General features: G+C 22.0%; 3 protein-coding genes. All 3 read right to left on the reverse strand.

Going from position 1 to position 2,327, the window contains the following annotated elements; all coding sequences use genetic code 11:
* A partial coding sequence (locus tag ACTT9D_RS07215; protein ID WP_440931106.1) for a methyltransferase domain-containing protein occupies positions 1-874 on the reverse strand: 874 nt, incomplete at its 3' end.
* A 2-nt stretch (positions 875-876) separates the two neighbouring features.
* Positions 877-1,299 (reverse strand): cupin domain-containing protein, encoded by a 423-nt coding sequence (locus ACTT9D_RS07220; protein ID WP_440931107.1) that lies wholly within the window; start codon positions 1,297-1,299, stop codon positions 877-879.
* A gap of 19 nt (positions 1,300-1,318) precedes the next feature.
* Positions 1,319-2,327, reverse strand: a 1,009-nt coding sequence (locus ACTT9D_RS07225) for a hypothetical protein (RefSeq protein ID WP_440931108.1), incomplete at its 5' end; no start/stop codon positions are given.

Here is a 2,327-nt window from a genome sequence, read left to right on the forward strand (position 1 = left end):
AAATATTTTTTTTGAATAATCCAAAAATAGTTTCTTTTTCAATTTGAGATTTAATTTTTTTTTTATTAATTTTAAATGAATTTTTATGAGTTACATAAACTCTTATTGATCCACCCTGAGCTTCAATCAAATCAAAATCAACTACTTGCATCTGTATATTTTTAAAAAAATTTATCAAAGGTTTCAATGAGTGATAAGACATGTGCTCATGATAAATAGTATCAAACGTTAATTTTTTTATTACATCTTTTAGGTAAGAAACTTCAAATATGAATATGCCATCATTAGATAAAATATTTTTAACTCCACAGGCAAAATTTTTTAAATCAGGAACGTGTGCAAATACATTATTTGCGGTTATTATCTTAAATGATTGATATTTTTTTTTTAGCTTGAAACTATTCTGATAATTAAAAAAAATCGTATTTATATCTATCTTTTTTTTTAAATTTAAATTTCTTAAATTTTTTGCAGGCTCTACACCAACTACATTTTTAAATTTATTATGAGTAAAAAAGTTTAAAAATGTACCGTCATTGCAAGCAATATCTAATATTTTATCTATTTTTTTATTTAATTTAAATTTTTTTGTTATTTTAAGATAAAAATTTTCAAAATGTTTTATTAATACAGGAGAAGTTCCACTGACATACATATAATCTTCAAACATTAATTTTGGATTTATAATGTATTTTAATTGTAAATGTTTACATTCATCGCAAGAAACACAAACTAAAGGAAAAAATTTTTCTTTTTGATTTAAGTTTGAAACATATGAATTAGCAAGAGGTGTATTTTTAAAATTTAAAACTTCTTTTAGTTTTGAGCTTCCACATAAAACACAATTTTTTCTAATTTTATAATTTTTGCTCAAGGCTAGAATTTTTTAGTGTCATCCATAAAATCAATTCTTACAGTATCTTCCTCATAAGTTTTTTGATCTCTTGGGTTTTTACTAACAACTAAAATTTCTGTTTCTTTTGTATATAGCATCGCATGATCTATCATTGGACCTGTAAATAAAAGCTGACCTTTTGTAATAATTTTTTTTTGTATTTTTTCATCAACACCAGTCCTTTTAAAATAATATTCAAATTCACCTTTCATCACATAAATAAAATGCCAGTCTTCCTTATGGTAATGATTTGCTCTCCACTGATTTGGTTTTGTATATATTAAAGAAGCACTTTTCATATTTAAATCACAAAGAGGCTGTATAAATCCTCTGTCATCACCAAATTTGTCTTTTAATTCAAGCAGATCAGCATTTAAATATTGTTTTGTATAATCATCTGACATTTTTTTTCTCCATAAGTTTCTAACAGTTATTATTAATTTTAAACACCTTGTACAAGTTTTTTTTTGAATTAATTAAAAAGTTTCTCACAGCTATTTTTCTGTATGTTGTATCAATTTGTTTCAATTCTATGCAATTTGGTAAATTTTTAATATCATCCGTAATTATATATTTTATTGATTTTTTTTTTAAAAAATTTTTTAAGTTATTTTTATTATTTAAATTATAATTATTTTGTATATTCAGATATCTCGCAGAAAAAATATTTTCATTAAAAAAAATTGATTGTCTATCTAGGCTTAAGTCCAAGATATTACCGTCCAAGTTTACTTTATTTATTTGTTTATGATTATAATATGAGTAACTAAAATTATTCATATATTTTTTTACATCATAAATCACATTGTATTTGATATATGATAAATAAATATACATTAACGCAATTGAGGTAATTACAAAAACTTGTGAAAATATGAAAAATTTAACAACTTTGTTTTGAGATGAAAAATAATAAGCAAGAATCAAAAATGCTTCAAAAAAATATCTTGGTAAAGCTTGTCCTGTAGAAAAAATACTCAAAATAATAATTAAAGGTATAAAGAATGTACTCTTTAAAAGTTTAAAATCTAATAACATAATTAAAAAAACTAGACCTAAAGAGCTTGATAAATAATTTATTTTAAATGAAATAAAAGGCCTTAAGTATTGAGAAATTTCACCTGGATTAGAGATCCAACCTTCCGAAGTTCTAATTGAATTTTGAAAAGCTTTGTAAGACTCTAAACCATTTCCTAAAATTTCATCAAAAAAGGGAGCTATTATATTACCAAAATATATATGCTTTATTATAAAAATAGGAGAATATACTAATAAGAAACTTATAAAAAAATATAGAATAATATTTTTCCAGTCATTTTTATTTTTCAAAAAAAAATAGCAAAATAGAATAAAAGAAAATATCAAATAATAGAATTTACCTGACGAAAAAAAAGTTAATAATAATGCAAATATAAATATTTCAAATTTATTT

Source organism: Candidatus Pelagibacter sp., from assembly GCF_052049815.1.
GTDB lineage: Bacteria > Pseudomonadota > Alphaproteobacteria > Pelagibacterales > Pelagibacteraceae > Pelagibacter.

Bases quoted from the DNA above. Each gene is read 5' to 3' on its own strand.
- ACTT9D_RS07220 (WP_440931107.1), bottom strand. From the start codon at position 1,299: ATGTCAGATGATTATACAAAACAATATTTAAATGCTGATCTGCTTGAA.